This is a genomic window from Fructilactobacillus sanfranciscensis (assembly GCF_029023685.1).
GTDB classification, from domain to species: Bacteria; Bacillota; Bacilli; order Lactobacillales; family Lactobacillaceae; genus Fructilactobacillus; species Fructilactobacillus sanfranciscensis.
The window spans coordinates 265,594-289,955 of the sequence record NZ_CP118925.1 but is presented as its reverse complement, the minus strand read 5'-3'; the positions used below and the strand labels follow the sequence as shown (position 1 = coordinate 289,955).

General features: G+C 36.7%; 24 protein-coding genes and 3 pseudogenes. 10 read left to right on the top strand and 17 right to left on the bottom strand.

The window, feature by feature from the left end:
- Positions 1 to 9 precede the first annotated feature (9 nt).
- The 3 genes from PY770_RS01435 to PY770_RS01425 all read left to right on the top strand — a co-directional run bounded on the left by PY770_RS01435 (position 10) and on the right by PY770_RS01425 (position 3,058).
- The gene (locus PY770_RS01435; RefSeq protein ID WP_275046014.1) at positions 10 to 1,059 is read left to right on the top strand and encodes an ABC transporter ATP-binding protein; all 1,050 of its coding nucleotides are present in this window, start codon (positions 10 to 12) and stop codon (positions 1,057 to 1,059) included.
- Positions 1,052 to 1,981, top strand: a complete 930-nt coding sequence (locus tag PY770_RS01430) for an ABC transporter ATP-binding protein (RefSeq protein ID WP_139554921.1) — start codon at positions 1,052 to 1,054, stop codon at positions 1,979 to 1,981. The genes PY770_RS01435 and PY770_RS01430 overlap by 8 nt, the downstream gene beginning before the upstream one ends.
- Positions 1,982 to 2,128: 147 nt before the next feature.
- The gene (locus PY770_RS01425; protein WP_163600818.1) at positions 2,129 to 3,058 is read left to right on the top strand and encodes an NADP-dependent oxidoreductase; all 930 of its coding nucleotides are present in this window, start codon (positions 2,129 to 2,131) and stop codon (positions 3,056 to 3,058) included.
- Positions 3,059 to 3,106: 48 nt separating this feature from the next.
- On the opposite strand, the gene PY770_RS01420 is transcribed toward PY770_RS01425, so the two are convergent.
- Together PY770_RS01420 and PY770_RS01415 are read right to left on the bottom strand one after the other, a co-directional pair.
- Positions 3,107 to 3,868: an ABC transporter permease gene (locus PY770_RS01420; protein ID WP_139562169.1), complete on the bottom strand. Its 762-nt coding sequence runs from the start codon at positions 3,866 to 3,868 to the stop codon at positions 3,107 to 3,109.
- A complete protein-coding gene (locus PY770_RS01415) occupies positions 3,861 to 4,517 on the bottom strand; it encodes an ABC transporter ATP-binding protein (RefSeq protein WP_139562168.1) in 657 nt (218 codons plus the stop codon). Before PY770_RS01415 ends, PY770_RS01420 begins: the two co-directional genes overlap by 8 nt.
- 129 nt (positions 4,518 to 4,646) lie before the next feature.
- Between PY770_RS01415 and rlmD the strand changes: the two genes are divergently transcribed.
- Entirely contained in the window at positions 4,647 to 6,086 is a 1,440-nt protein-coding gene (rlmD, locus tag PY770_RS01410; RefSeq protein ID WP_103428813.1) for a 23S rRNA (uracil(1939)-C(5))-methyltransferase RlmD, read from the top strand.
- Between the two features lie 14 nt (positions 6,087 to 6,100).
- On the top strand, positions 6,101 to 6,532 hold the full coding sequence (locus PY770_RS01405) for a hypothetical protein (RefSeq protein ID WP_014081592.1): 432 nt from the start codon (positions 6,101 to 6,103) through the stop codon (positions 6,530 to 6,532).
- Positions 6,533 to 6,573: 41 nt separating this feature from the next.
- Here the strand turns inward: PY770_RS01405 and rbsU are convergent, their stop codons facing one another.
- From rbsU to PY770_RS01390, 3 genes are all read right to left on the bottom strand, one after another.
- The gene (gene rbsU, locus PY770_RS01400; RefSeq protein WP_163600817.1) at positions 6,574 to 7,485 is read right to left on the bottom strand and encodes a ribose/proton symporter RbsU; all 912 of its coding nucleotides are present in this window, start codon (positions 7,483 to 7,485) and stop codon (positions 6,574 to 6,576) included.
- 98 nt (positions 7,486 to 7,583) lie between these two features.
- A complete protein-coding gene (gene glpK / locus PY770_RS01395) occupies positions 7,584 to 9,098 on the bottom strand; it encodes a glycerol kinase GlpK (protein WP_103423455.1) in 1,515 nt (504 codons plus the stop codon).
- A gap of 100 nt (positions 9,099 to 9,198) precedes the next feature.
- The gene (locus PY770_RS01390; RefSeq protein WP_082610573.1) at positions 9,199 to 9,450 is read right to left on the bottom strand and encodes a hypothetical protein; all 252 of its coding nucleotides are present in this window, start codon (positions 9,448 to 9,450) and stop codon (positions 9,199 to 9,201) included.
- 144 nt (positions 9,451 to 9,594) lie between these two features.
- Here PY770_RS01390 and PY770_RS01385 point away from each other — a divergent pair, with 144 nt between their 5' ends.
- Positions 9,595 to 10,389, top strand: a complete 795-nt coding sequence (locus tag PY770_RS01385) for a tyrosine-protein phosphatase (RefSeq protein WP_168880857.1) — start codon at positions 9,595 to 9,597, stop codon at positions 10,387 to 10,389.
- 237 nt (positions 10,390 to 10,626) lie between these two features.
- Complete coding sequence (gene tyrS / locus PY770_RS01380; RefSeq protein WP_103428817.1) at positions 10,627 to 11,880, top strand: tyrosine--tRNA ligase; 1,254 nt, start codon at positions 10,627 to 10,629, stop codon at positions 11,878 to 11,880.
- Positions 11,881 to 11,936: 56 nt separating this feature from the next.
- On the opposite strand, the pseudogene PY770_RS01375 reads toward tyrS, so the two are convergent.
- The 6 genes and pseudogenes from PY770_RS01375 to PY770_RS01350 form a co-directional block, all read right to left on the bottom strand.
- Positions 11,937 to 12,080 (bottom strand): annotated as a pseudogene (locus tag PY770_RS01375) (phosphoglycerate dehydrogenase); the annotation flags it as partial.
- A pseudogene (locus PY770_RS01370) lies at positions 12,073 to 12,279 on the bottom strand (gluconate:proton symporter); the annotation flags it as partial. The pseudogenes PY770_RS01370 and PY770_RS01375, both read right to left, overlap by 8 nt.
- A gap of 140 nt (positions 12,280 to 12,419) precedes the next feature.
- Positions 12,420 to 12,608 (bottom strand): LacI family DNA-binding transcriptional regulator, encoded by a 189-nt coding sequence (locus tag PY770_RS01365; protein WP_103428818.1) that lies wholly within the window; start codon positions 12,606 to 12,608, stop codon positions 12,420 to 12,422.
- A 145-nt stretch (positions 12,609 to 12,753) separates the two neighbouring features.
- Positions 12,754 to 15,927 (bottom strand): carbamoyl-phosphate synthase large subunit, encoded by a 3,174-nt coding sequence (carB, locus tag PY770_RS01360; RefSeq protein WP_275046013.1) that lies wholly within the window; start codon positions 15,925 to 15,927, stop codon positions 12,754 to 12,756.
- Entirely contained in the window at positions 15,927 to 17,024 is a 1,098-nt protein-coding gene (locus PY770_RS01355) for a carbamoyl phosphate synthase small subunit (RefSeq protein ID WP_103428820.1), read from the bottom strand. The genes carB and PY770_RS01355 overlap by 1 nt, the downstream gene beginning before the upstream one ends.
- A gap of 293 nt (positions 17,025 to 17,317) precedes the next feature.
- On the bottom strand, positions 17,318 to 17,449 hold the full coding sequence (locus tag PY770_RS01350) for a hypothetical protein (protein WP_163601569.1): 132 nt from the start codon (positions 17,447 to 17,449) through the stop codon (positions 17,318 to 17,320).
- A gap of 256 nt (positions 17,450 to 17,705) precedes the next feature.
- On the opposite strand from PY770_RS01350, the gene ribB reads away from it, so the two are divergent.
- Positions 17,706 to 18,347, top strand: a complete 642-nt coding sequence (gene ribB / locus PY770_RS01345; protein ID WP_103428821.1) for a 3,4-dihydroxy-2-butanone-4-phosphate synthase — start codon at positions 17,706 to 17,708, stop codon at positions 18,345 to 18,347.
- Between the two features lie 104 nt (positions 18,348 to 18,451).
- Here the strand turns inward: ribB and PY770_RS01340 are convergent, their stop codons facing one another.
- Entirely contained in the window at positions 18,452 to 18,721 is a 270-nt protein-coding gene (locus tag PY770_RS01340; RefSeq protein ID WP_103450736.1) for a CHY zinc finger protein, read from the bottom strand.
- On the opposite strand from PY770_RS01340, the pseudogene PY770_RS01335 reads away from it, so the two are divergent.
- Positions 18,697 to 18,861 (top strand): annotated as a pseudogene (locus PY770_RS01335) (IS3 family transposase); the annotation flags it as partial. The gene PY770_RS01340 and the pseudogene PY770_RS01335 sit on opposite strands and share 25 nt — an antisense overlap.
- 304 nt (positions 18,862 to 19,165) lie before the next feature.
- Here PY770_RS01335 and PY770_RS01330 read toward each other — a convergent pair.
- The 5 genes from PY770_RS01330 to PY770_RS01310 form a co-directional block, all read right to left on the bottom strand.
- A complete protein-coding gene (locus PY770_RS01330) occupies positions 19,166 to 19,837 on the bottom strand; it encodes a LysM peptidoglycan-binding domain-containing protein (protein WP_139562164.1) in 672 nt (223 codons plus the stop codon).
- A 317-nt stretch (positions 19,838 to 20,154) separates the two neighbouring features.
- Complete coding sequence (gene nhaC / locus PY770_RS01325) at positions 20,155 to 21,537, bottom strand: Na+/H+ antiporter NhaC (RefSeq protein ID WP_163600811.1); 1,383 nt, start codon at positions 21,535 to 21,537, stop codon at positions 20,155 to 20,157.
- Positions 21,530 to 21,865, bottom strand: coding sequence for a thioredoxin (gene trxA / locus PY770_RS01320; RefSeq protein WP_014081580.1), 336 nt, complete (start codon positions 21,863 to 21,865; stop codon positions 21,530 to 21,532). Before trxA ends, nhaC begins: the two co-directional genes overlap by 8 nt.
- A gap of 2 nt (positions 21,866 to 21,867) precedes the next feature.
- Positions 21,868 to 22,608 (bottom strand): TerC family protein, encoded by a 741-nt coding sequence (locus tag PY770_RS01315; protein WP_103450678.1) that lies wholly within the window; start codon positions 22,606 to 22,608, stop codon positions 21,868 to 21,870.
- 13 nt (positions 22,609 to 22,621) lie between these two features.
- Positions 22,622 to 23,266, bottom strand: a complete 645-nt coding sequence (locus PY770_RS01310) for a glycoside hydrolase family 73 protein (protein ID WP_168848082.1) — start codon at positions 23,264 to 23,266, stop codon at positions 22,622 to 22,624.
- A gap of 155 nt (positions 23,267 to 23,421) precedes the next feature.
- Between PY770_RS01310 and PY770_RS01305 the strand changes: the two genes are divergently transcribed.
- On the top strand, positions 23,422 to 24,345 hold the full coding sequence (locus PY770_RS01305) for a magnesium transporter CorA family protein (RefSeq protein ID WP_275046012.1): 924 nt from the start codon (positions 23,422 to 23,424) through the stop codon (positions 24,343 to 24,345).
- Positions 24,346 to 24,362 lie beyond the last annotated feature (17 nt).

Sequence of the window (24,362 nt, the reverse complement as noted above, 5' to 3'; positions counted from 1 at the left end):
AGCCCCATAATGACCAAAAAAGTTTTAGAAGTTAAAGATTTAAAAGTTGATTTTACAACGTTAAACGGAACGGTACATGCCATTCGTGATGTTAGTTTTGACTTAAACAAAGGTGAAACTTTGGCCTTAGTTGGTGAATCTGGTTCTGGTAAATCAGTTACGGTTCGAAGTGTGATTCAACTTTACGCCAAAAACGCCATTGTAACTGGTGGTAAAATCAAATTTCGTAACCAAGACTTGCTTAAGTTAAGTCCCAAAGAAATGGATAAAATTCGGGGAAAAGACATTTCGATGATTTTCCAAGATCCGATGACTTCACTTGATCCAACCATGCCAATTGGAAAACAAGTTGCTGAACCTTTACTCGTGCATAAAAATGCTGATAAAGCGGATGCCATGAAACGGGCTCAAGAAGTCCTGGAATTAGTTGGGATTCCGAATGCGGCTAACCGATTGGGTGATTATCCTCACCAATTCTCTGGTGGACAACGCCAACGGATTGTAATTGCGATGGCAATTATCGATAATCCTGAAATTTTAATTGCCGATGAACCAACTACGGCCTTGGATGTGACCGTTCAAGCCCAAATCATTAAGCTATTAAAAGATCTCCAAAAGAAAATTGGAACTTCAATCATCTTCATCACTCATGATTTAGGCGTGGTAGCTGGAATTGCTGACCGAGTTGCCGTAATGTATGCTGGTAAAATTATTGAATACGGAACTACTGACGAAATTTACTATGATCCAAAACATCCTTACACTTGGGGACTATTGGATTCCATGCCTACTTTAGACATTAATGGGAAACGTTTGAAAGCTATTCCAGGAACACCTGCGAACTTAATTAACCCACCTAAGGGGGATGCATTTGCGCCACGAAATGAATTTGCTTTAGCAATTGATAAACGTTTACAACCACCCTACTTCAAGGTCACGGATACCCATTATGCCGCAACTTGGCTATTAGATCCTCGTGCTCCCGAAGTAATCCCACCTGTTTCCATTCAAAACCGGCGGAAGAAGTACAAACCAGCAGGAGGTGAAAATGATGGCTAATGAAAAAGACAAACGTAAAGTAGCCGTTAAGGTCCGTAATTTAAAACAATATTTCAACGTTGGTAAAAAAGACGAAGTTAAAGCCGTTGATGATATTTCATTTGATATTTATGAAGGTGAAACTTTAGGTTTAGTTGGTGAATCTGGTTCTGGTAAAACGACGACTGGTCGGAGTATCATCCGCCTTTACGATCCTACTAGTGGAGAAATCGACTTTGAAGGCCAAGATATTGCTAAACTTAAAAACAGTCAATTAAAGGATTTCCGGAAAAACTTACAAATGATTTTCCAAGATCCTTATGCTTCATTAGACCCACGAATGAAAGTTAAAGATATCATCGCTGAAGGAATTGACATTCATGGTTTAGCCAAAAACAGTGAAGATCGTGACCGTCAAGTCCGTGAATTACTTAAACAGGTTAACTTAAACCCGGAATTTGCCAACCGTTATCCCCACGAATTCTCTGGTGGTCAACGGCAACGAATCGGGATTGCCCGTGCTTTAGCGGTGCAACCTTCTTTCATCATTGCTGATGAACCAATTTCAGCCCTTGACGTTTCGATTCAAGCCCAAGTGGTTAACTTACTCCAAGATATTCAAGAGGAAAAAGGTCTCACTTATCTATTTATCGCCCATGATTTATCCATGGTTAAATATATTAGTGACCGAATTGCTGTGCTTTACAAAGGTAAAATCGTTGAGTTATCAGATACCGAAGAGGTTTATAACAATCCCCTTCATCCTTACACTCAAAGTTTACTATCAGCAGTTCCCATCCCTGATCCTGAATTAGAAAGAAACCACAAAATTAAAACTTTTGATCACAGTCATCCTTTCAAAGAAGGAGAAGCCCTTCGAGAAGTTCTTCCCGGACACTTCTTATACTGTGATGAAGAAACTGCTGCTTCATTTAAAAAATAAACAGTTAAAAAGCCTTTCCCATGCATTCGCATTGGTAAGGCTTTTTGTTTGGCAAGATTTAAGTCGTATTATTGTAACGAAAAGCTTTAAAGACCTATGCTTATCTTGGTAAAGATACTAGCTTACTCAGAAATAAAAGGAGCAATTATGAAAGCATTTGGCATTAAAGCATACGGTGGTCCAGAAAATATCACCGAATTAGAAGTTGATCAGCCAGAAATTAATGACGACGAAGTTTTAGTCGAAACACGCGCCGAAGGAATTAATCCATTTGATTGGAAAATTGCTGAGGGAATGGTCCAAAGTTGGTTAAAACTAACCTTCCCCATCATTACTAATTCTGACTTTGCGGGAATCATTACCAAAGTGGGAAAAAACGTTCAAGCCTTTAAACTTGGTGATCGAGTCTGTGGCTTCACTTTGACTGGAGCCTCTGCTCAATCAATTGCCGCTAAACCGAACCGCTTAGCTCTTTTACCTGATAACGTGGACTTTGTCACGGGAGCTGGGATTCCAGAAGCTTCTATGACTATTTGGCAAGGAATTTTCAACCATGCTCACATTATCCCAGGCCAAAAAGTGCTCATCCAAGGGGGAGCTGGCGGTTTAGGGACTTTCGGCATTCAGTTACTTCATCAAATTGGAGCAACGGTTTACACGACTGCAAGTACCAAAAATAAAGACCTGTTACTTTCTTTAGGTGCTGATCAAGTAATTGATTATCACACGACTAACATTAAAGACGTCTTACATGATATTGACGTCGTCTTTGATACCATTGGCGGTGACAGTGTGGCGGATGATTTTGCGGTGCTTAAACCGGAAGGACTCCTAGTTTCGACCTTAGGTGCTAAAGCTGATCAGTTAGCTAAACAAAAGCACATTCGGGTGATTGATGAAAGTGCTGACTTTAACCACCTTGATTTACAACCCATGGTCGACTTAGTGGCAAACGGCAAAGTAAAAGTTATTATTAGTCAAACTTTCCCCTTCTCTGTGGACGGGATTCGCCAAGCAATTAAAACGAGTCAAAGTCACCATGCGGTTGGTAAACTAATTATCGATTTTGATAAATAATGCAAAAATAAAGACGCCTTTAGATTAATTCTAAAGCCGCCTTTTTACTTAGTTGATTAATTGGGCATAGCGATTAAAGAAACTCTTGTACCCCATGTAACAACCAATAATAGAACTAATTGAAGTGATTCCGAGTAACATAAACGTTACCATGATTTGATATTTAATGGCTAAAACTGGATCAGCTCCGGCAAAAATCATTCCCGACATCATACCGGGTAAAGCAACTAACCCAACTGTTTTAGCAGTATCAATGGTTGGTTGTAACCCGGTTTTGATGGAATCTCGAATGATATTTTTACTGGCCATCATCGGCGTGGCGCCTAAAGCAAGCATTTCCATGATTTGAGAACGACGGTCTTTAAACATCGAACTCATCGTCCGAAAACAAAGTCCCATCGCTACCATTGAATTACTAACAATCATTCCAGTTAAAGGAATAATTTGCGATGGAATAAATTTAACTGAGCCATCAAGCACTAGGACTAATAAAATGACAATCGTACTAGTTGCAATTGCTGTCAATGAGATTTTAAACGCATTAGCTAACCCATTACTACGTCCCTTAGCATTGTAAGCTCCATTAAAAATGATAATCAGAATCAAACAAATCGTTAATAACCAGTTATCAATCTTGAAAACGTATTTTAAAACATATCCGACCACAAATAATTGAACGACACAACGAATTGTAGCGATGATTAAGGACTTCGCAATTCCTAAATCTTGTTTATAACCAATCCACAAAGCAAATAAAACAAACACACTCGTTAACGCTAACGCCGTGTTGGAAACAATCAGATTATGCATCGTCACGCACCTCTTTCATTTGTCCATCAGTAATCTCATAAAGATGTTTAGCCAATTTAATTTCTTCATCATCATGTGTAATCATAATAATGGTCACTCCGTGCTTGACGTTAAAATAATCAATCATTTTGTGAACACTAGCTTTACTAGCATTATCTAATCCCGTCGTAACCTCATCTAAAATTAAAACTTTGGGCACAAACATCACATTTCTTAATAAGGCAATGCGTTGCTTTTCACCACCGGATAAACTGGTAACTTGTCGATCTAAATCATTAGCCCCTAAATCAACTGTTTGAAGGGCTTTAATCGCATGTTGTTCATCAAATGGTTTCTTCCGAATCATGTACGGAAATTCCAAATTTTCGCGTACCGTATCTCCAAATAAAGTTGGTTGTTGGACGGCATACGAAACTTCACGTCGGTACGAAACCGAGTTATAGTCCTTAACGTTTTTCCCTTCAAAATAGACTGCTCCAGAAGTTGGGGTTAACAATGATGCTAAGAGCTTCGCAAACGTTGATTTCCCACTTCCTGAAGGTCCAGTAATTGTAACGATATCAGCCTTTTCAACTGAAAAATTAATGTCTTTGATGATTTTAGTTTGACCCACATCATAACAAAGCTTTTTAGTCTCTAACTGTCCCATTTATCTTCTCCTATATCTAGTAATAATTAAATTATACGCTATCTTGATAAGCAAGAAAAATGCCAATTAATGATGTTTCCCGTTATCATGCTATAATTAGAGTAATTGATTCAAACAAAAGGAGCACAAATGAAAAACGAAAATAACAATTATCGGCCCAAAAGAAACAACTTTAATAATCGTCGTCCTAGCAATCCGGGAGTACAAGTTAAATTAGGTCAACGGGTAACCGTGACCATCAAACGGCTTGGAATTAACGGTGAAGGAGTCGGATATTACCGTCGCAAGTTAATCTTCATTCCAGGTGCCCTTCCTACTGAAGTTGTTCAAGCTGATATTACTGACATTCAGCCTAAATTTTTACGTGGTGAAGTCGTTCAAATCGATAAAAAGAGTCAATTCCGAATTGAACCTCGAGATGCCTACGCTAGTGAAGTCGGTGGCTTTGAACTCGAAGATTTAGAATACAGTCAACAATTAAAATTCAAAAGAGACTTGGTTAAACAGGCCCTTAGTCGCTATCACCCTCGTGGTTTTGAAAAGTATGATGTTCGTCCCACAATCGGGATGGAAAATCCCTATGAATATCGGAATAAAGCGGCGTTCCAAGTTCGGACGAATGCTGATGGCTATGTGATTGCCGGATTATACAAAGAAGGTACTCATGAAGTTGTGAATATGCCAACTTGTTCTGTTCAATACCCATTAACTATGAAAGTCATAAGAGCTGTAGTTAACATGGTCGAAGATTTTGAGATTCCCACTTATGATGAAAAGACTAATTCTGGAATTTTAAAAACCATTGTCGTTCGTGCTGCTTTAAACACAAATGACGTTCAAGTAGTTTTCATTACCAATTCAAACAAGTTAATCAAAAAGCAAAAATTAATTATGCGGATTGCCGAAGAACTCCCTGAAGTTACTTCAATCATGCAAAACGTTAATCCTGGAGAAACTCCACTTATCTGGGGCGATGAAACCATTCATTTAGCTGGTAGTGAAACCATTACCGAAAAAATTGATGGTTTAGCTTTTGACTTATCTCCTAGAGCTTTCTTACAATTAAATTCAATCATGACGCCCAAACTTTACCACTTAGCTGGTGAAGCCTTGAACCTCGATGCAAGTGATTATTTAGTTGATGCTTATTCCGGAGTTGGAACCATTGGACTAACGTTAGCTAATCAAGTTGCCGAAGTCCGTGGAATGGATACGGTTAAAGAAGCAATTGAAGATGCTAACGAAAATGCTAAAATCAATCACATTGATAATGCAGAATATTTCTACGGTAAAGCCGAAGATGTCCTTCCTCAATGGATGGCAGCTGGTTGGCGTCCAACCGCTTTAGTAGTTGATCCACCACGAGTTGGATTAGATCAGGCGTTGATTGATACTATTTTACAAACTCGTCCAGAAAAGTTTGTGTACGTATCATGTAATCAATCAACTTTAGCCCAAAATTTAGTGCAATTAACTAAATCATATAACGTTGATTATCTACAACCAATTGATATGATGCCACAAACCCCTCACGTCGAAATCGTCGTTAAATTTACCCTTAAAAAATAGGAGGAATCTGTTTTATGGATCCATTTTTCAATGGGAATAATGATGAAAATAATCAAGATGAAGAAGAAAAGAAAGCATTCTATTCTTTACTACCTAGCAACTATGCAATTGTTACTAATGGTGAAAACACAAAAGTAAATAAAGTCGGATTTTCATATACTTCACTATTTTTTGGTGTTTTACCTGCTATTTTAAGATCTGATTGGTACAACTTAGCTTGTATGATTGGAATCCAACTATTTTTTTCAATGTTGGTTACCTTTGTAACTGGGATTGGTTTAGATCAAGCCTCCGAATCACTTAGCTTTTTATTTCAGGTTATTTGGGGATTTATTTATAACTTAATGTATTTTAGACATCTTCAAAACATTGGTTATAAAGCTGGCACTCCAGAATCACTCAAGTTACTAGTTGAAAATCATTATTTCAAAGTTAAACGCAAATAAAAAATCCCCTTCTAACGAAGAGGATTTTTTGTTATTCAATTTTATAAGAATGCAGTAACTGTTGCTGCAAGAATAATCAAAGCTAAACCGATAAGCGTTGCAACCATTTCTTTGGTTGTTTTCTTTTGGTGAAGCATGTAAATTCCACTAAGAGTTGCAAGAACAACATTAACTTGTGAAAATACAAAGGCTGTTGATAATCCTAAGAAAGCTGGTTGAGCTGCTACTAAGTAAGCTAACGCAGCAATTCCAAAGAAGAAACCAGCAACAATTTGTTTATATGAAACAGATTCTTTAAAGACGTTTTCTGACTTAAGGTTCATCAAACTGTAAATTACAGCTATCAATAACATTCCAAGAGTTTGTGGCAAGAATGCTTCCAAACCATTCATTGGAGCAGTTCTAGGAATAAAACTATGTGCCCAGTTTAGGTTTTCAATTTGTGGTGCAGCTGAGTACAACCAGTAACCTATTACCCCAATTAATTGATAAATCGTAGCTTTTCTTAAAGCAGCTACGTCAGTATTTTCTTTGTTTGAGCTCCAGGTAGTTAAAGTAGCACCAAGAATAATTACTACTAATGCAATAATTCCAATCACTTTGTGCATAATCCCAGGCCAACTACTTAAAGCAAAGGCACCCCATAAAGTAGTTGCAATCAATTGAAATGCCGTTGTAATAGGCATAACCCGTGATGAACCAACTAATGAATATCCTTTAAAGGCCATGATTTGACCGAATCCCCAACCAAGACCAGAAAGAATTCCGAAGACTAAGTTCCAACCCATTGGGAAACCGCATCCTGTAAAGAGAAATACAATAAATGCCACAATTACGGCACCTATTGTTGCACCTAGAATTTGGTTTGAAGGTTTACCACCAATTTTTGATGAAACTGTGGGAAAGAATCCCCAACCAAGAATCGGAATAAGCCCAATTAACAAAGCTAACATTATTACATCCTCCAATATTTATCTGTTTTTACAAATTTAATTATACGTTCATTATAACGCACTGAAACTTTATATGAAAGCGGTTTCAACGAAAAACTTTAATTTATTTCTGGTTTAAAAGTCTGGGCTGCCTTGACTGCTCGTTTCCAACCATGATAAAGTTTTTCTCTTTCTTGAGAACTAATTTCGGGGGTGAACAGCTTACCAGGTTCATGAATCGATTTTACTTCATCAATATCTTTCCAGAATCCAGTTGCCAAGCCAGCCAAAACAGCTGCTCCAAAGGCCGTCGTTTCTTCATCCGCCGCTCTTTCAACTGGTTTATCTAAGATATCAGCTTGAAATTGCATCAAATAACTATTCCGACTAGCCCCACCATCAGCTCCAAGTTGTGAAATTTTAATGTTGGCATCTGCTTCCATCGTATCAATAATATCTTTGGTACTATATGCAATCGACTGGAGGGTTGCCTTAACGATATCATCATCATTTGTTCCGCGAGTAATTCCAAAGATTGCACCCCGGACGCTTGAATCCCAGTATGGAGCACCTAATCCTGTAAAAGCAGGTACCAAATAGACTTCATTATCATTATTTGAACGTTTTGCCGCAATTCGTGAACCAGGAATACTACTAATCAATCCTAATTTGTCACGAAGCCACTTCAATGCACTTCCAGCCGTAAAAATCGATCCTTCTAATGCGTAATAAACTTTTCCATTCATTCCATAGGCAATCGTTGTTAATAATTTTTCATCTGAAATTTCTGGTTTAGTACCAGTGTTCATCATGATAAAAGCACCATCACCATAGGTACTTTCTACCATCCCTGGTTCAAGCCCCATTGATCCAATCAATGCTGCTTGTTGATCCCCAGCAATTCCTGCAATTGGCACTTGAACTCCATAAAATTGGTAATTCTCGGTTGTTCCATAAACCTCATCAGAAGCATGGACCTCAGGTAACATTTGCACTGGAATATGCAAAATATCTAAAATATCTTGATCCCATTTCAATTCGTGAATGTTATAAAGCATTGTCCGACTGGCATTACTGTAATCAGTAATATGATATTTTCCATCTGATAACTTCCATACCAGCCAACTGTCAATCGTTCCAAACAGTAATTCACCTTTTTCAGCCCGTTCTTGGGCTCCTTCAACGTGATCTAAAATCCAACGAACTTTGGTGGCTGAAAAGTATGCATTCAACACCAATCCCGTTTTTTCCCGAATTAAATCACTGTAGCCTTCCTCACGAAGTTGTTTAGCAATTCCAGTAGTTTGTTTTGAAAGCCATCCAATCGCATTATAAATTGGTTTACCGGTGTTTTTGTCCCATACAACGGTTGTTTCTCGTTGGTTAGTAATTCCAATTGCTCTAATCTTTTCAGGATGAATTCGGGCGTCAATCATGGCACTAGAAATTGCTGATAAAACAGAACTCCAAATTAAATCAGGATCTTGTTCCACCCATCCATTTTTGTCATTTTTTTGGGACAATGGTTTCGTACTTTCAATTACCTTGCGACCACTATGGTCATAAAAAACGGCTCTAGTACTTGTTGATCCTTGGTCAATTGCTAGTACATACTTAGTTTCGTCATCTTCCACAAGTTTCCCTCCTTTCTGCTTTTAATTTGTTTAATCATCAGATCTGTTTAGCAACAAAAAAGAAGCGACATTTGTCACTTCTCTTTTACCGATTAACTAATTAACGTTTAATTTGAACACGAATATCAGCATCAACTTCTACAGGTTCAACTTCTTCTTTGTAGTCAAAGTCAGCTTCTTTAAAGTATTTTTTCATTTCATCGTTAATCACGTTAAGATCACGAACATCACCATTTTGACGATTAATTAAAATCGTGTATTCGTTAGTATCTTCATCAACGTTTTCAAAGTTATAAATTACATCGACAGTATTCAAAATTTCTTGAATCATTTGACGTTCAGACATTTCCATAATTATGTATCCCCTTAATTGTTTTCTATCCTTAAGATTAGTCCAATTGTTCTGCTTTGTAAACAAAAATAGCTTGCAAATGAAAGTGAGTCTAAAACAGTGATATAATAGGCATACTGAATACAGATAAAAGGACGTGAAATAATGGAAAACAAACGTGTAATTGATCTTGATAATGCCGATAATGTTCGTGAATTAGGTGGCTATCAAACAATGGACGGTCACCACATTAAATGGCATAAGTTACTTCGTTCTGGTAGCTTAGGCTTCATTAATGATCGCGAAGTTCAATTTTTAGAAGATTATGGAGTCCGTTATGACGTTGATCTTCGCTCTGCTCAAGAGGTCAAAGATGTTAAAGATCTTGTTGATGGTAGCAAACTTCACTATATTTTTGATCCCGTCTTTAACGAAGATCGAACTGATAATTCCCAAGACCCAGAAGAATTTCATCAACTTGTAGAAGAACATCCCGAATATGGAATGCAACACATGGAAGAGGTATATCGCCAAATGATTACCCAAGCTCCTTGTCGTAAAGCATTCCATGAATTATTCATGGTCTTATTAGAAAATAAAATTGACGGTCAATCAGTCCTTTTCCATTGTACTGCTGGAAAAGATCGGACCGGAATGTCAGCTGTTTTCATTTTAGCTGCATTAGGTGTCGATATGGAGACCATCCGTAAAGACTATATTCTTACCAACGATGTTGTCAAAGATGTGATTGAACGAAAAGTCCAAGAAGTTCGAACAGCTGGTTTTTCTGAACACGCTGCTAACAATTTAAAGACCCTATACAGCGTTAACATGGTCTTCTTGGATGCTGCTTTAGAAGAAATCACAAAACATTATGGTAACATGCAGAATTTCTTACATGATGGTTTAGATTTAACTGATGAAGATATTGATAAACTTAAAACTTATTATTTAGATTAAAATTGTCGAATTTTAAGTGTTATGTTAAGATTACTGTATTAAATAGTTTTATTTCTGTGATGTCAGAGAATTGGCGGTTGCTGCAAGCCATGCAGGAAATAAAATGAATTACCTAACCTTTAAAAATTAAATATTAATGAGTGTAGACTTCGGTCTAAACGTGGGTGGTACCGCGCAAATTTGCGTCCCTATAGCAGTTGCTATAGGGATTTTTTTACACTCAAATTGGAGGATAACATGGATATTTTAGAAGATTTACAATGGCGTGGTGCCATTAATCAAGAAACTGATGCTGAAGGTTTAGCCAAAGAAATTGCTGACCATAAAATTGCCCTTTACTGTGGTACTGATCCCACTGGTGACAGTATGCACATCGGTCATTTAATTCCCTTCATGATTTTGGAACGATTTGCTCGTTACGGTCATCACCCTTACATTTTAATCGGTGGTGCCACTGGTTCGATTGGTGATCCTAGTGGCCGAAAGTCGGAACGTCAACTTCAAACCATGGAACAAGTTCATCATAATGAAGTTGCTTTAACCAAGCAGATGAAAAAACTCTTTGGTAGAAACTCTGATATTACCATCGTTAACAATTACGATTGGACTAAAGACGTTAGTTTACTTGATTTCTTGCGAGACTACGGAAAGTTATTCAACGTTAACACCATGTTAGCGAAAGACGTTGTTGCTAGTCGTTTAGATCAAGGAATTTCTTTCACAGAATTCACTTACCAAATTCTCCAAGCCTTTGATTTCTACCACCTATACAAAAATCATCACGTACAACTAGAAATTGGTGGTTCTGACCAATGGGGAAACATTACAGCTGGAACTGATCTAATTCATCGTTTAGCTGGTCCTGATGCTAAAGTCTTTGGTTTAACGATTCCATTAATGGTTAAAGCCGATGGAACTAAATTCGGTAAAACAGCTGGTGGTGCTGTCTGGCTTGATCCAGAAAAAACATCTACTTACGAATTTTACCAATTCTGGTTTAACCAAGATGACCGTGACGTTATCAAATACTTGAAATACTTTACTTTCTTGGATAAAGACCAAATCGATGCTTTAGCTGAAAAAGTGAAGGCCGAGCCTTGGAAACGTGAAGCCCAAAAAGTCCTAGCTGAACAAGTCACTGAATTCGTGCACGGTAAGGAAGCTGTAGAAAATGCGGAACGAATTTCTGCCATCCTCTTCAAAGGTGATATCCAAAAACTTTCAACCGCTGAAGTTGCGCAAGCCTTTAATGGGGTTCCTACTTCAGAAATTAGTAACACTCCAATTAACATCGTTGACTTAATCATGGAACTAGGCGTTGACAAGTCAAAACGACAAGCTCGTGAAGACGTTACTAACGGTGCTATCACCGTTAATGGAGTTAAAGTAACTGATGTCGAAACTGAAATTAATCCTGCTGACAACTTTGACGGTAAATACGTAATTGTGCGTCGCGGAAAGAAGAAACATTTCTTAGCAAAAGTTAAATAACATCACGAAAAAAGCTAATCACAAAATTTATTGTGGTTAGCTTTTTTTATATATTCTTATTTAGCAACATTCCATAAAGGTTGTTCACCTTCTGAAACTCTAACAATTTCACTAGCGGCATCATAGGCCATCCGATTCATGCATTCAACCATATTTGAAGCAATATGAGGAGTTAATAATACATTATCTAAACTTAAGTAAGCTACGTGGTGCTACTTTCATATAATCAAGTCCCCAAACGTTCCAAGACTGAGTAATATCAGTTGAAACAGCAAGTAGTGTAGGAACGTACATCAAAGGCAATAAATACATATCACTAAATAATCCAGTTGCCGAAAGTACCGCAGCAGTAGCTGCTCCAGCTCCCCAAACGTGAAGAGGTCCTCTAAATAAAAGCATTTCCAATTCATTTTTTAAATCATTATTAGAGTCAAGCATTACTGCTGTATAGCCTTTTTTTTCTTAATGATGAACTAACTCCCTTAAATATTTCAGTCGAAAAATAATCGTTAACGTTAGCTACTAACACAGCAATTAAATTACTTTTTTGTTACTAAATTTCTTGCTGCCTCATCAGGGGTATATTTTAATTTTTTAATCGCATCTTTAACTTTTTCGGCTGTTTTTAACGATAGGTGCTTATTTTTACCATTTAGATATCTCGAAACAGTTGCGATTGATACTCCTGAAAGTTCAGCCACATCACGCATTGTTACATTATTTTTCATTTTTTCACCACTTTTATAATATTTTATAATTATTTTAATTATACGATTTTTATTTAGTCTTTTGAACTTCGGTAAAAAAAAACTACATTATCTGCTATGTTACTTAATTTAACCTAACAGGTAGTGTAGTCTTTTTTTACTTAAATTATAAACTTTGCGTTGTAAATGATTGTGATTCTAAAACTTGTAAGATTGCTTCCACTGTATCTAAAGAGGTAAATAATGGAATATCGTGAGAAATAGCAGCACTCCGAATGCGAGCACCATCATCTTCACTTTCCTTTTCGTTCGAAATAGTATTTACCACCATTTGAATCTTCTGATCCATCATTTGTTTTAATAAACTATCTTCTTCGCCCAGCTTACCAACTGTAGTTACGGGAACACCAGCCTTTTCAAGGGCTTTGGCAGTTCCTTCAGTGGCTAAAATTTGGTAACCTAAATCCCAAAAACGTTTTGCTAGAGCATCCGTTTCTGCTTTATCGCCATCTTTAACAGTAAACAAGATTTTACCGTGATCTGGGACATGAAGTTTTGCGGCTTCAAAGGCTTTGTAAAGTGCCTTAGACAAAGTAACATCAGAACCCATCACTTCCCCCGTTGATTTCATTTCGGGTCCCAATAAGCTGTCAACATCATTTAATTTTGAAAATGAGAAGACTGGTGCTTTCACATGGATTAATTTACTTTCTGGTGCAAGACCTGATTTGTAACCTTGTTTTGCTAAGGATTGACCCAAAATAATGTTAGTTGCTACTTGCGCCATTGAAATTCCGGTTACTTTACTCAAGAACGGAACGGTCCGACTAGCACGGGGGTTAACTTCGATTACATAAACTTCTTCATTATGCACAATAAATTGAATATTCATTAAACCGATACAACCCAGTTCAAGAGATAATTCTTTTGTATACTTAATAATTTGATCTTTAACCTTTTGGGAAAGAGTTTGCGCTGGGTAAACGGCCATTGAATCTCCAGAATGGACACCAGCTCTTTCGATATGTTCCATAATTCCAGGAATCAAAACGTCTTTTCCATCACTAATGGCATCAACTTCACATTCTTTACCAGTTAAATATTGATCAATTAAGACCGGATGATCGTTAGAAACTTTTACGGCATTCCGCATGTAATTTTCCATGTCGGCACGTTTGTTAACGATTTCCATCGCCCGTCCACCAAGCACATAACTAGGACGAACAACAATTGGATAACCAATTTCATCCGCACATTTAATGGCTTCGGCAACAGTACTAGCAATTCCCCCAGTTGGTTGTGGAATTCCAAGTTTTTTGATAACTTTATCAAATTCATCCCGATCTTCTGCCCGATTTAAATCAGCCACTGAAGTTCCTAGAATTTTAACACCGCGTTTGGCAAGTGGTTCAGCTAAGTTAATTGCAGTTTGTCCCCCGAATTGAACGACAACTCCCTTAGGTTTTTCTAAATCAATCACATTCATAACTTCTTCCACTGTAAGTGGTTCGAAATAAAGTTTGTCTGAGATCGAAGAATCAGTCGAAACCGTTTCTGGATTATTATTCATAATAATGGATTCGTAACCGGCCTTTTTGATGGCTTCCACTGAATGAACGGTAGCGTAATCAAATTCGACCCCTTGTCCAATTCTAATTGGACCTGAACCCAAGACTAAAACTGATTCTTGATCTGTCTTCACACTTTCATTTTCTAATTCGTAAGTACTGTAAAAGTATGGTGTTTCTGATTCAAATTCACCAGCACAAGTATCAACCATTTTGTAAACTGGAATAATGTCGTTTTTAACTCGCAAATCACGAACTTCATCTGCGGTTTGATTCCATAATTTAGCAATGTTTTCGTCCGAAAAACCGTTTCGTTTGGCAATCCGTAAAAGATCAACATCATTAATCCCTTCCCGTAAAGCCTCTGCTATTTCATAAATATGAAGTAATTTATCAAGGAAGAAAATATGAATCTTAGTCATTTCCGCTAATTTTTCAATTGAATAACCCCGTTTGATTGCTTCATAGAGATAGAATAAACGGTCATCTTGAGCCTTCACAATGCCACGATCTAATTCCTCATCACTTAAGTTAGCTAATTCAGGATCATCCATGTCAGTTAAATCAATATCTAATGAACGCACGGCTTTTAGAATTGAACCTTCAATGTTTCGGTCAATCGCCATTACTTCACCAGTGGCCTTCATTTGTGTTCCTAAAGTTCTGTCAGCCTTTGTGAACTTATCAAATGGCCAACGAGGAATTTTACATACGACATAATCTAAAGCAGGTTCAAATTCTGCATAAGTGGTTCCCGTAACTGGATTCATAATTTCATCTAAGTTTAAACCAACTGCGATTTTAGCAGCTACTCGAGCAATCGGATAACCAGTTGCTTTTGATGCTAAAGCACTTGAACGACTAACTCGTGGATTAACTTCAATCACATAGTAATTCATACTATTGGGATTTAAAGCTAATTGAACGTTACAGCCCCCTTCAATTTTAAGGGCACGAATAATTTTCAAAGCAGCATCACGTAACATTTGCACTTCATCATCAGAAAGAGTTTGAATTGGAGCAAAAACAATTGAATCTCCTGTATGAATACCAACGGGATCGAAGTTTTCCATGTTACAAACCACCATTGCATTATCAGCGGCATCTCGCATTACTTCAAATTCAATTTCTTTGTAACCAGCGATACTTTGTTCAATTAATACTTGAGTTACTGGTGAGAGATATAAACCATTGTCAGCAATTTCACGGAGTTGTGCTTCATTATCAGCAATTCCACCACCTGTTCCACCCATCGTAAAGGCTGGACGAACAATCACTGGATAACCATGTTTTGAAGCAAAAGCAACCGCTTGATCAACGGTGTTAGCAATTACTGATTCGGGGACAGGTTGCTTTAAGTCCCGCATTAATTGACGGAATTGTTCCCGATCTTCGGCTTCGTTAATGGCCTTCAAATCAGTTCCTAATAATTTGATTTTCATTTCATCAAGAATTCCTGAATCAGATAATTCTTTGGCCATGTTCAAACCTTGTTGGCCACCAAGCGTTGGTAAAATGGCATCAGGGCGTTCTTTTCTCAAAACTTGAGAAACAAAATCAAGGGTCAATGGTTCAATATAAACTTTATCAGCAACTTCTTTATCAGTCATGATGGTAGCTGGATTAGAGTTTACCAACACCACTTCATAACCAAGTTCTTTTAAAGCAAGACAGGCTTGGGTTCCTGAATAATCAAATTCAGCGGCTTGGCCAATAATAATCGGACCAGAACCAATTACCATAATTTTTTTAACATCTGTTCTTTTAGGCATTATTCGCTCACCTTTCTTGTCCAATCGAGTTGCTTATCGTCCATCATCTTCATGAAAACATCAAAAAGATAATCAGCGTCATGTGGTCCCGGAGCAGCATCTGGATGAAATTGTGCAGAAAAAGCTGGTAGCTTAGTATGTTGTAGACCTTCCACTGTTCCATCGTTGATTTCTTCTAAAATGACTTTTAAATCTGTTCCTTTAACTGAGTCACGGTCAACCATATAACCATGATTTTGTGAAGTAAAATCAATTCGTCCAGTTTCTAGGTTACGGACGGGATGATTAAACCCACGATGCCCAAATTTCATTTTTTTAGTTTTAGCACCATTAGCAAGGGCAAACAATTGGTTACCCATACAAATTCCAAATAAAGGATATTTTTGTTCAGCTTGTCGAATCATTTCAAGCGTTGATTCTGGCACGTCAGTTGGATCTCCAGGTCCATTTGTAAGCATGACCCCATCTGGATTAAAGTTTTCGATGTCTTGAATTGTCGCAGTTGGAGGAAGCACGACTACATCACAATCACGTTTGGCTAATTCACGTAAGATTGAATATTTAAGACCAAAATCAATTACGACTACCCGACGTCCCATTGCAGGAGCAGGATATGCATTACTAGTGGCACTTTCTGGAATTTCATTATGACTTAATTCAGTCGCTTTTAATTTAGCAACACTATCATCATCAATGTGATTTAAAATGGCAGCCTTCATTGCTCCATGTTCACGAATGTGTTTTGTGATTGCACGAGTATCAATTCCACTAATTCCAGGAATGTTTTCTTGTTTTAAATATTCTGGAAGGGTCATACTCATTCGCCAGTTAGCAGTTCGACGTGCAATTTCACTGACAACTACCCCTTTACAAGTAGGTGTTGTTGATTCTAGGTTGTCTCGATTAATCCCGTAGTTTCCAATCAAGGGATAGGTAAACATTAAAATTTCACCATTGTATGATTGGTCTGAAATTGATTGTTGATACCCGGACATTCCGGTACTGAAAACTAACTCACCGACTGTTTCCTTGTCGCCACCGAAAGCTTCCCCAGTATAAATATTTCCGTCTTCTAAGACTAAGTACCGTTTTTTCATGCCATCCTCCAAATTTTAGACAAATAAAAAGCTACTAACCAGTTTCCGAGTTAGTAGCCCAATTGATTATCATTATTAGCTTTCAATTGGTTCCTCACTGGAAACTTTAAATTGACAATATGCGTAGTGTTAATCAGATGATTTTGACATCTCACGGGATGCACTTAAAACCATCAGTTCTTTTCTCATAATCTTACTTTTAAAAGGTGCAAAAGTCAAGCTAGATTACAAAAAGCGATTGAACTCAGATAGAATTCAATTGCTTTTTTAGACTAATTTATAAAAAATATTTATTATTTATCTTCGTTTCTCTTTTTAAATCCATTGATTCCAAGGAATCCAAAAATTGAAAGTAAGATTGAACCAATGATACTCATCAAACTAGTTGAAGCTGCTTGACCATTTTTTGGTAAAACCTGTCTCAAATATTGACTTCAATCCACATTGTTTAAGCCACGTTTCAGCTCACTAGTCCACATAATTGAGATATTTTATCGTTGAAAATTTGGTTGAACATCCTTAACTTTTTAAAATTACACGAACTATATAGTGAAATAGCTATTATATAGTTCACTTTATTTTTAATTTTCATTGACTTTTCATGAAAATGTATGTATTCTAATAGTTGTAAGCGAACGATGGCCATCTTTCTTATAAATAAAATTAGGAGTGTGAATTCTTTTGGCAAGCATTTTTTCAGATATTAACAAGGCGCTAGAAACTTTGAAAAATGGCGGTATGATTATCTTAGCCGACAATGAAAGCCGTGAAAATGAGGGTGACATCGTCGCTTTGGGCGAAACGATTACCCCCGAGACTGTCAATTTCATGATTGGTCATGCAAAAGGACTTCTATGTGCCCCGATGAGTCCAAAAGTTGCTGAAAAACTCGGCTTTCGAATGATGGTTGAACATAGTACTGATCCCAATCAGACCCCATTTACCATTTCGACCGATGGTGAATATCACGCAACTGGTGTGACAACCGGCGTTTCTGCGTTTGATCGGGCTGCCACAATTAAACATTTGGCAACTGCAGATGCCAAGCCAACCGATTTTAACCATCCCGGCCATGTTTTCCCATTGATCGCCAAAGAATCCGGCCTGCTTTCACGTGACGGTCACACTGAGGCCTCGGTTGACCTTGCTAAACTATGTGGTAAAGCACCTGTTGCTGCAATTATTGAAGTGATTAAGTCAGATGGTCATATGGCTCGTCGCGATGATTTAGCTCAAGACGCTAAAGAATGGGGCTTGCCGTTAATCACCATTGACCAAATTAAAACCTATATGCATGAAAAATTGGTGGCTGCAAGCGTTTAAGGTTTCGATAAGACTATCAGCCAAACAATTAATCAAAGACGACTCTTTAAAGATTATGTCACATTGTAATCTTTAAAGAGTCGTTTATTGATTGAAGTGATTCATTATGATCGAAAATAGATATCATGGTGCAACTGACATTTCGGATTAAATGCATGGCCACAATATGGACAATGACCAAGGCGGTATTGCTGATACGTTAATGTGTTCCGACAGACGCCACATAAGACCGGCGTTGGATCATCGATGTCAACCGGGGCAAAATGATGACCAGCCAGTTCGTCATGGCATTGATAACACGCGTAATATCGCTGACACTTGGCACATTTCAACACAACAATATCGACTTCCGTATGATAATGCGCCAATGGAATCCTTTCACGCTTCCCTCAAAAAGGAATGTGTTTATCCAGTGCCGGTCTTTGAAGATTATGAAACTGCCGCTGCCGTCCTTTTTGAATATGTGCATGCTTTCTACAATAGGAAGAGAATTCATAGTTCACTGGGCTACTAGACCCCCTTACAAGTTGAAATTGTAACACTTACGAGCCAAATGGCCGCCTGATTTAATGCTTTCCAGGGTTCAAATAAGTTATTAATCGCGATTAATGATTTATTTGAGCTGTGGAAGGTAAACGCGGTTCTGAATGTCTCTTAAAATCTGTCTCAAACATTGACTTCAATCCAGTAATTGATATTAATTTTAGATTAACATTTCATTAAACTTACAACATTAGAAATATAGTAGTTTATAAAAGCAAAAAAACGACTGAATTATTAAAATTCAATCGTTTTTTCAATTATTTAATATAATTTTTTTACCATGAACCATGTGCGGCGTGATAAGCTGCAGCAGCTTGAACTGAACCGTAACGACTCACTGCATATTGTTGAGCAACTTCTTCTTGATGAGCTGGTGAATAGTCACCATTTAAGTAAGATGCTGACAATTGATATTTACCAATGTATTGACCATTACGAGCATTATAATTATTACCAGATTCTGCTTGAGCAATTCCGTCCATGGTACCGTTAGATGCTACAGGAGCACTAGCAGCTGGTGCAGGTGATGTAGGTGCTGCAGCAGCAACTGGAGCTGAAGGTGCTTGTTGTACAGGTGCAGCACTTTGTGTAGTAGCTTGAGGTGCAGCAACTGAACTTGTGTTTGCAGCACTAGCAGTTGTTTGAGTGTTAGCATTGCTTGAATTTGTGTTTACAGGAGCTTTGGCACTATTCTTATCAATTTTAACGTGTCCCTTACCATCAAATACAAATACTTCACCAACATAAATGGTATTAATGTCTTTTCCTTTATTAGCTTTTTGAATTTTCTTTTGTGACACATGGTATTGTTGTGAAAGACCACTGATAGTGTCTCCATTTTGAACCGTATGTTTAACTTTTGCATTGGCATCAACATTTGCTGTAACAGCAAACATAATTCCAACTGAAATTGCAGCCATTACTGCGATTGATTTAGTGAACTTCATATAGAAATTTCTCCTCGTATGTATCGAATATTAGATTCTTCATCTAGAATTTATTAGTGATATGTATCAACTAACTTTATTTAGGATATCTATAACATGTTACATTTACATTACATAAATGTTACTCAGACCGAACTCATTGTAATATAGAAACATTGTTGAAATACTAATCATAATTAATGTTGAAAATGCCGTTTTTATCGTTAAGTAATATTACAAATATGTAATATTTAAACACCAATCATGCTAAACAAATTTAGTTTTTAATAAAAAAATCGAAAAACCACGGTTAAATGGTCTTTCGATTAAATAAATTTTCATTTTTGATTTAACCTTTTCATTCCAATTCCAGTAAACCCACTTAAAATTGAAAAAACGGGACAAAGTAAACTAAAGAAGACAAATGGTAAATAATGAAGCGTTGGAACATTTAAAGTGTTAGCCACAAAGACTCCAGCAACTCCCCAAGGAACTAAATAATTAATCACAGCTCCCCCATCTTCTAAAGTTCGTCCCAAAGCTTCCGGTGCTAAGCCGGCCTTTTGATAATCAGCTTTAAACGCCGTTCCTGGAAGAATAATTGAAAGATATTGTTCTCCAATAAAAATATTCACACCAATGGCAGCTAAAACCGTACTTAAAACTAACATTCCAGTTGACTTAATATGAGACGAAAATCGGTCCATGACAACGTTAATCACACCCAAATTAATCAATAAACCACCGAGTGCCAACGCAATAATGATCAAAGTCATCGTCCCCATCATCGAACTAATGCCACCCCGATTCAAAATTTGATTAATTTCGGAATTAGTTGTATTAATTTTAAAACCATTTTGCATCACATCCGCAATCTTAGTAAATGAATAATGATGCTTAGGATTAACCAAAATTATAATAATACTAACTAATATGTTTATAAATAATGTCGGAATTGTAGGAATCTTAGTCCACGCACAGATTAGTAATAATAATACTGGAATTAACATCCAAATAGAAATCGTAAAATTATTCATCAAAACGCGAGAAGTGCTAGTTATTTTAGTTAAACTAGCAGCATGATGATTACCCCCGATAATAGAAAACAGTACTAATGAAATAACAAACGCGGGAACCGTTGACCACATCATGTTTTTAATGTGATTATACAAATCATCTCCAGCAATTGCAGAAGCTAAGTTGGTTGTGGCAGACAATGGTGACATTTTATCGCTAAATACTGCTCCAGAAACTACCGCTCCAGCAATCATTGCCGGATTGATTCCCATCGTAATCCCAATTCCCATTGCTGCAATTCCAACAGTGGAAATAATTGTAAAAGCACTCCCAATAAAACATCCCACAAAAGCACACATTAAAAAGACAGATGGCAAAAACCAGCGAATGCTAAGGATATGAAAACCATAGACCATTAAAGTGGGAATTACGCCTGCCATAATCCATACACCAATTAATGAACCAATTAATAGGAAGATAAATAAAGGAATAATTCCGTTTTTAACCCCCATCACAAAACTATCATTGATGTCATCCCAACTAAAGCCACGCAATTTTCCCCAAAAAATCAGTAATAAAATCACCATCAAAATGGGAACGACTGGAGTTAAATGTAATTCAATAATGCCAATTCCCATAATAACTAACATCAGTAATAAAATGACAATGGCTTCCCATAGTTTGGGCTTTACTTCTTTAGCCATTACTATTCTCCACTTCTTCTAATTTACGGTTTAGATAGTGGGTTAGTTTTTCAATTGGATAAACTCCAGTTACCTTTTCTACTCCTTTGCCATTCTTAAATAAAACAAAGGTTGGCATACCATAAACAGAATATTCTTTAGCAATCTCCTGTTGGTTATCAACATTGACTTTTGCAAATTTAACTTTACCCGCAAACTGTTGTTCAAGTTTGTCTAAGATAGGATCCATAATCTTACAAGGTCCACACCAAGGGGCCCAAAAATCAACGATTGTCATTGGTCCTTGGACTTCTGCTTTAAAATTTTCACTATTTAAATTAACTGCCATAATTACCTTTTCTTTCTAATAAAATGAATAATGATGGTAACGATAATTGCTAGAACTACAAAAACTCCAAATAAAGCCGATGGAATTTCGATATCAATTGCTGAAATGGAAAGTAAGAGTTTTACCCCAATCACAAACACTAGCACATATGCCATCGTTTTTAATTCAGGAACTTTTTTCATTAATAACATTACAAATTCAGCAATACCACGCATGGCTAGAATCCCAACCATTCCTCCAATTAAAACTACGACTGGATTCGATGAAACCGCTAAGGAAGCTAAAACTGAATCCACTGAAAAAAGGATATCCATCATTTCGATTTGAAAAACGATCCACCAGAAAAATTTCCGACTGTTTGGATTTCCCTTTTCTTTAATTGGTCTTTTAGAGTTTTTTTTGCCAACTCCAGGCAAAAAATATTTAACCGCTAGATAAATAAGATAAACAGCCCCAATAACCTTAATTTCCCAAAAATGGATTAAATAAACTCCAACGCCAATTACTAAAAAGCGAAAGAAATATGCTCCCCATAACCCATAGAAAAGCGATTCTTCTTGAAGTTTCTTAGTTGGCAAAACTTGAGTTTGGGTTGCCAATACAATCGCATTATCGACTGACATAACACATTCTAAAATCACTAATGAAAAAATAATTAACCAGTCATTGCCAGATGTGATTACAGTTTTCCAGTTGTTTAAATCAAAAAATGGTCCATAAAGTTGTTCAATTAATGAAAACAATCAAAATTCTCCTTTAGTTGTTAATTGCTTCTTTGTCATATTTAGCAAGTTTGTGTGTTTCAATTACTTTGATTAATTTTTTGGCATAATCTGGATCAGTTGCATAAGTGTTCTTTTGCAATAATTTAGCTTGTTCCTTATAACTGGTCATTCCTGATTTATGCAAGAATTTTTCGTAAAGTGCTTCACTATGATCTTCAATTGCCGTTTGCAAATCAGGGTATTTTCTAAATTGGGCTACTTGAGTAATATGTTTCCCATTGATATATTCACCAGTATCATATGAAATAGATTCACCTTCATAAGTTCCCTTAATTCCAAATGGATTATAAGCATTAGTGTAAAGTTTTGATTTACCCCAATCAGATTCCAAAATTGCTTGAGCAGTTACGATACTAGGCAAAACTTGTTTATTTTTCTTATACAACGCAACTGACGGACCGGAAACTTGTTTAATAAACTTACGGTGTTGTTTCAAAACTGGATCATGAGCTTCTTGATACGCTTTTTCTGATTTGATTAAATTTTGTTGGTTAATGTGTTGACGAATTTTGTAGGTTCCATACAACAAACCCACTGTTCCAAAAACAATTACGAACGCAATGATTGGATACCAAATACTGTTACCATTCTCATTAGTTTTAATTTTAAATTTCATTTTAAGCACCCCTTTAATATTTTTATTATACCCTATCGAATTTAATTTTTGCTTAATATCTTGTTTCAACAAATACGAATTTAAAATTATATTCTAAACTTTTTTCGTAAGTTATAATATAATTAACAACATTGCTACAAAGGGAGGCAGTTGCGTTGATTAAAAAAGAAAAAATTAACCAAAACATCGAATGGATCCAAGTAACTGACTGTCTGCCAGTCGAAAAACAAACCTTAAAAGATAAATATCATTTAACTGCAGAAATGCTTTACTACGTACTTGATCATTACGAACGTCCTCGGATGGAGTATTATGATGACGAACAATTACTTTTAATTATCTTTGACGTTGCTGAACCATCACGTTTTAGTGGTGATATTTCAGCTGAACCAATTGGTTTAATTATGGCTGGAGACCGTTTATTCACTTTCACCGCAAATCAAACCAACTTTGTTAATCAACTACTACGTGGAATCGTTGATAAATTACCTGATGTAAATCGTGATACAATCTCAACTCTTGATATTGTTTTCAAAACACTCTACCAACTCGCAATCCAATACTTTGATTACATCAATAACATCAATAGTGTTCGGACTAAAATCCAACGGAACTTGCGTGGTAAAACAAGAAAGAGTGCGATTAACCAACTTTTGAATTTGCAGACAGACCTAGTTTATTTTTTAACTTCACTTTCAGCTAATAATGATATGTTAACGATGGTGAAAAGAAGACTGGGTAAAACTCTTTCTGATGACGATAATGATGCTTTAGATGACGTCATTGTCGAAATTCAACAAGGTTTATCAATGGCGCAAATGGCTAATCAAGCCGCCCAACAAGTTGCTGGTGCTTATTCAAACTTACTTGATAGTAACTTGAATAGTACGATGAAATTTTTAACGGTCTTTTCGATTGTACTTACCGTTCCAAACATCGTCTTTGGTTTTTATGGAGAAAACGTTAATCTTCCGTTCATGAACTATGCGATGGCTTGGCAATTAACCATTTTAATCAGTTTTATTCTGATTGTAATTGTTTTATTAATTATGCGTTTTAGTGATTTTTTCAACCGTTAAACTACACTTCCCTTTAC